Origin of the sequence: Micromonospora sp. NPDC048843 (genome assembly GCF_040649965.1) — a bacterium.
In the GTDB taxonomy this organism is placed as follows: domain Bacteria; phylum Actinomycetota; class Actinomycetes; order Mycobacteriales; family Micromonosporaceae; genus Micromonospora; species Micromonospora hortensis.
Genome location: NZ_JBEZGJ010000297.1, coordinates 1 through 5,495, shown reverse-complemented (window position 1 = coordinate 5,495; position 5,495 = coordinate 1). Strand labels below are relative to the sequence as shown.

The 5,495-nt window shown below is 72.3% G+C and carries 3 protein-coding genes and 1 pseudogene; 1 reads left to right on the top strand and 3 read right to left on the bottom strand.

Annotation, left to right across the window (positions count from 1 at the left end; all coding sequences use genetic code 11):
- Positions 1-69 precede the first annotated feature (69 nt).
- Together recR and AB0C20_RS34960 are read right to left on the bottom strand one after the other, a co-directional pair.
- Positions 70-660: pseudogene (gene recR / locus AB0C20_RS34965) on the bottom strand (recombination mediator RecR); the annotation flags it as partial.
- Between the two features lie 8 nt (positions 661-668).
- A complete protein-coding gene (locus AB0C20_RS34960; RefSeq protein ID WP_030489880.1) occupies positions 669-977 on the bottom strand; it encodes a YbaB/EbfC family nucleoid-associated protein in 309 nt (102 codons plus the stop codon).
- 201 nt (positions 978-1,178) lie between these two features.
- On the opposite strand from AB0C20_RS34960, the gene AB0C20_RS34955 reads away from it, so the two are divergent.
- Positions 1,179-1,850, top strand: a complete 672-nt coding sequence (locus AB0C20_RS34955) for a DUF998 domain-containing protein (RefSeq protein ID WP_357569617.1) — start codon at positions 1,179-1,181, stop codon at positions 1,848-1,850.
- Between the two features lie 58 nt (positions 1,851-1,908).
- Here AB0C20_RS34955 and AB0C20_RS34950 read toward each other — a convergent pair whose 3' ends face one another.
- Entirely contained in the window at positions 1,909-5,250 is a 3,342-nt protein-coding gene (locus tag AB0C20_RS34950; protein ID WP_357569616.1) for a DNA polymerase III subunit gamma and tau, read from the bottom strand.
- Between the last annotated feature and the right edge of the window lie 245 nt (positions 5,251-5,495).

The window sequence follows — 5,495 nt, the reverse complement described above, 5'->3', positions numbered from 1 at the left end:
TGGCGGAGAGGATGTTGACCCGCTCGTCGGAGAGCACCCGGGTGACGTCGGCCAGCAGCTTGTGCCGGGGACCGCGCGGCGCCCCTCGAAGGCCCGACCAAGAGTGATCTCGTCGGCGTACTCCAGATCGCCGCCGACGGGCAGCCCACTGGCCAGCCGGGTCACCGAGATGCCCATCGGCTTCACCATCAACGCCAGGTACGTGGCGGTCGCCTCGCCCTCGGTGTTCGGATCCGTGGCCAGGATCAACTCCCGCACCCCGCCGCCACCGAGCCGGATCATCAGCTCCCGGATGCGGAGGTTGTCCGGGCCGATCCCCTCCAGCGGGTTGATCGCGCCACCCAGCACGTGGTAGCGACCGCGGAACTCACCCGTCCGCTCGATGGCCACCACGTCCTTGGGCTCCTCGACCACGCACAGCACCTCGTCGGTACGACGCTGGTCGCGGCAGATCCGGCACTGCTCGGACTCGGCCACGTTGTAGCAGGTGGTGCAGAACCGCACCAGCTCCTTGACCTTGCGCAGCGCGCCGGCCAGCCGGTTGACGTCGGCCGGATCCGCCGAGAGGACGTGGAACGCGATCCGCTGAGCGCTCTTCGGACCCACGCCCGGCAGCCGACCCAGCTCGTCGATCAGATCCTGGATGGCACCTTCGTACATCTGCCGGCTCAGAAACCGGGCAGGCCGAGGCCGCCCATGCCGCCGGCGACCGGGCCCATCTTGCGCTCGGTCAGCTCCCGGGCCGCCTCGGCGGCGTTGTGCACTGCCGCGACCACCAGGTCCTCCAGCGTTTCGACGTCATCCGCGTCGACGGCCTTCGGGTCGATCTTGATGGCCTTGAGCTCACCGGAGCCGGAGACCGTCGCGGTGACCAACCCGCCGCCGGCGGTGCCGGTCAGCTCGGCCTCGGCCAGCTCGGCCTGGGCGGCGGCGATCTGCTGCTGCATCTTCTGCGCCTGCTTCAGCATCTGCTGCATGTTCGGCTGTCCACCTGGGCGCACGGGATGGCTCCTTCTCGCACTCGTCTGCTCGACCGCCGCTCAGCCTATCCGCTGGGACCGACCTCGCCCCGCCCGGTGCGTCCGCCCACGCCGAGCCTTCGGGTACGGCTACCCCTACCCCGAATCGGCCATCTGCTGGTAGTGCGGCCATAGCCGTCACACTGGTCTGCTCGTGGCATGAACCTCAACCGCACCAGCCGGGTCGGCGCACTGTGCTGGCTCGCGGCCGCGCCCATCTTCCTCGTCGCCAGCCTGATCACCGGGCTGCGGTGGCGCGATCCGGCCTACAGCTGGGCCACCCACAACATCAGCGACCTCGGCAACGCCCACTGCGGCGTCTGGGACACCACCCGCCCCCGCTACGTCTGCTCACCGTGGCACCCACTGATGAACGCCGCGACACTGGCCACCGCCGTACTGCTCGCCGCCGGGCTCCTGCTGACCTGGCGAATCCTCGGCCGCGGCCCGGTGGTGCGCACAGCCCAGACACTCCTGCTGCTGACCACCGGCGGATACGCCCTCGTGGCCCTCTATCCGGCCGACGTCGACGAGAACCTGCACGTCCTCGGCGCAGTCCTGATCATGGGGATTGGCAACATCGGCCTGCTCCTAGCCGGCTTCGCACCACGCACCACGACACTCGGCCGGTGGCGACGGCTGACCCTCACCGCCGGGCTCATCGCGCTGGCCGGAACAACACTGTTCGCCGCCCAACAGGGCCTGGCCATCGGGGTAGGCGGCATGGAACGGGTAGCCGTCCTACCCCTCCCCCTCTGGGCCTGCGCCCTGGGCGTCCTACTAGCCGAGACCCCACCCCTGCGCGATCTTGCACTTCCTGCTGCGACATAAGGGGCATTTGGCGCAAGACGACGACCGAAACTGCAAGATCGCCGGGCCGGAGGGCTTGTTAGCGGGCGTCGACCTCGTTGATCTTCTCGGCGCCGAAGGTCTCCCGGAGCAGCCGTACCGCCTGCTCCTCGCTGGACTCCCGCGCGGTCTTCTCGTCGATGATCTCGTCCAACGGCTCGTCGCCCGGGTCGAACCCCTCAAGGGCCGGGGCCGGCGCCGCGCCGCCAGCCCGGCCGGCCCGCGCCGGGCCGTCGAAGTCCGGGTCGTAGGGCGGCTCGCCCGCCCACTCGGCGTCCGCGACGGGCCGGGCTGCCGCTCCGGTACGCGCACCGCGCCCCGCCGCCGCCGCGCGAGCCGCGGCGATGGCGCTGCTCACCGGCGCACCACCGGCTGCCGCCGGCTGCCGGGCCGCCGGTGTCGGGTTACCCCGCCCGCCCGGCTTACCGCCACCGGCCGCTGACCCGGAACCTCCCGAACCGCCTGGCCCGGTGCCGTTAGCGCCACCGCCGTTGGTGCCGCTGCCGTTGGTGCCGCTGCCGTTGGTGCCGCTGCCGTTGGTGCCGCTGCCGTTCCCGGCGTTCCCGTTCCCGGTGCTGCCGGTCGCGCCGCTCGACACCGCTGCGGAGTGAGGGCTCGACTCGTTTCCGGCCAACGCGCCGCCAGGTCGAGCGGCCTCCGGCCAGTCCTCGTCATCAGTGGCCTCGGCCGCGAGGGCGCCGCCGCCGGGACGGGCCGCCTCCGGCCAGCCGCCGTCGTCGTCCGCCGCCGGGGCGGACGGCGCTGCGCCCTGCCCACCAGCACCGTGACCAGCGGTACCCGCACCCGCACCGGCACCGCCGCGCAAAGCCGGGCCGTCAGCGCCGCTCGGGTTCGCGGCGGTCGGCGAGGCGTTCGTCGGACCGGCGGCGATCGGGGCGTTGGGCCCCGCAGTCCCCGGCCCGGCGGAGTTCGCACTTGGCGCTGCGTTCGAGCCGGACCCAGCGGTCGAGCCGGACCCAGCGGTCGAGCCGGGCCCAGCGCTGTAGCCAGGCGCTGCGCTCGAACTTGGCACGGGGTTCGAGCCAGGCGCAGGGTTCGAACCAGGCGCAGCGTTCGAGCCAGGCACGCCGTTCGAGCCAGGCGCAGGGTTCGAACCAGGCACGGGGTTCGAGCCAGGCGCAGGGTTCGAACCTGGCGCGGCGTTCGAACCAGGCGCAGGGTTCGAACCAGGCACGCCGTTCGAGCCAGGCGCAGCGTTCGAACCAGGCGCAGCGCTCGAACCTGGCACGGGGTTCGAACCAGGCGCAGCGTTCGAGCCAGGCGCGGGGTTCGAGCCAGGCGCGGGGTTCGAACCAGGCACAGGGTTCGAACCAGGCACAGGGTTCGAACCTGGCGCAGCGTTCGAGCCAGGCGCGGGGTTCGAGCCAGGCGCGGGGTTCGTGCTTGGCCCGGCTGGGGGTGCGCTCGTCGGGGCGGCGGCAGCCGGGGTCGCGGCGGGCGTTTCCGACGTGGCTGGCGGGGCGGCGGGTCGGGCCGGTGCGGTCTGCTGCGCGCGCGGTGAGCCGGACAGCGACACGCCACCACGCTCGCCGGCCACCTCGCACCGGATCTGCCAGCGCCCGCCCAACTCCTCGTAGAGCGCGTCGGTGAGCACCGCCGCATGGTCGGCCATCATCTTGGCCAGCACCGTGGACTTCACAGTCAGCACCAGCATGTCGCCGTCGAGTTCGCGGACGACCGCGTCCCGCATCAGGGCGGCGATCCGCTTGTTGGTCCGGTTGACCTTGCCGACCACGTCGGGCCAGACGCGGCGGACCGCTACCGCGTCCAGCGCGGCGGGCGGTGCTCCGGGTCGGGGCGGCGCGGGCGTGGCCGGGTCGGGAAGCACCGCCGACGGTGGCACCACGCGACGGGGGGCCGGCCCGGCGGGCGAGACGGGTACGGACTGGTCAGCGGTTGCCGACCCGGTCGACGCGCCGGGGGAGGCCGGGATCGGCGAGTCGGCCGTCGAGGCGTACGAGGCCGGCACACCGGAGGTCGGAGCAGGCGAGGCAGGTGCCCCGGTGGCCGAAGCAGCCGGGGCGGAAGCGCCCTGGGCCGGGGACGCCGCCGGATCGACAGCCCACGGCGGTGCGGAGGTCGGGGCGTTCACTGGTGTCGGGGTGGCGGCAGCCGGGACCGGGGTGGCTTGCTGTGGGCGTACCCCTTGGTGGTTGGTTGGCGCGGAGCCGGCGGCGGCCGACGGCGCGTCGGTGCCGCCCACTGTGAGCCGGCGTTCCATCCGCTCCAGGCGCTGGAGCAGGCCGCCGGTGGAGTCGTCCGAGCCGGGCAGCAGCATCCGGGCGCAGATCAGCTCCAGCAGCAGGCGGGGCGCGGTGGTGCCGCGCATCTCGACCAGGCCGTTGTGCACGATGTCGGCGCAGCGGGACAGCGTTGCCGAGCCGAGCTGCGAAGCCTGGGCCGCCATCCGCTCGATCTGGTCGGCCGGGGCGTCGATCAGGCCCTTCGCGGCGGCGTCCGGCACCTGCTGGATGACGATCAGGTCGCGCAGCCGTTCCAGCAGGTCGGAGGCGAACCGGCGCATGTCGTGCCCGGCCTCGGCGACCCGGTCGACGGTGGCGTACGCGGCGGCGCCGTCTCCGGCGGCCAGCGCGTCGCACATCTCGTCGATCAGCGCCGAGTCGGTGACCCCGAGCAGCGCGACGGCCCGGGCGTAGCTGACCCCCTCCGCGCCGGCGCCAGCGATGAGCTGGTCGAGCACCGAGAGGCTGTCCCGCATGCTGCCGCCACCGGCGCGGACCACCAGCGGGAAGACCGCCGGCTCGACGGCGACGCCCTCGGCCTGGGTGAGTTGCTCCAGGTACGGGCGGACCACCTTCGGCGGAAACAGCCGGAACGGGTAGTGGTGGGTCCGCGACCGGATCGTGCCGAGGACCTTCTCCGGCTCGGTGGTGGCGAAGATGAACTTGACGTACTCAGGGGGTTCCTCGACCAGCTTGAGCAGGGCGTTGAAGCCCTGGGTCGAGACCATGTGCGCCTCGTCGATGATGTAGATCTTGAAGCGGCTGCTGGCTGGCGCGAAGAAGGCGCGCTCGCGCAGCTCGCGGGCGTCGTCGACACCGCCGTGGCTGGCCGCGTCGATCTCGATCACGTCGATCGAGCCGGCACCGTCGGCGGCCAGCGAGCGGCAGGAGTCACACTTGCCGCACGGCTCGGGAGTGGGGCCCTGCTCACAGTTGAGCGAGCGGGCCATGATCCGGGCGCTGGTGGTCTTGCCGCAGCCACGGGGGCCGGAGAAGAGGTAGGCGTGGTTGAGCCGTCCGCTGCGCAGCGCCTGCGACAGCGGCTCGGTCACGTGCTCCTGACCGATGACCTCAGCGAAGGTACGCGGCCGGTACTTGCGGTAGAGCGCCAGCGTCACTCGTCCCGCCTCCTCTCGACCGAGCCATTCTGCGCCGGTCGGGCGCGGGTGACCACCCACCACCCCGGGCGCCTGGGCCTTCGGGCTTGATCGACCGGGCCGCCAGGGCTTGATCGACTCGGATTCCTGGAAACCGCGGTGTCCGCATGGGGCGGTTTCAAGCGGCTGTTGCGACTAGGTGTTTGTGGAGTACCTCGGCTGGATTCTGCCAGTCGAGGGTTTGGCGTGGTCGTCCGTTGAGTTCG

Bases quoted from the DNA above. Each gene is read 5' to 3' on its own strand.
- AB0C20_RS34955 (WP_357569617.1), top strand. From the start codon at position 1,179: ATGAACCTCAACCGCACCAGCCGGGTCGGCGCACTGTGCTGGCTCGCG.
- AB0C20_RS34960 (WP_030489880.1), bottom strand. From the start codon at position 977: ATGCAGCAGATGCTGAAGCAGGCGCAGAAGATGCAGCAGCAGATCGCC.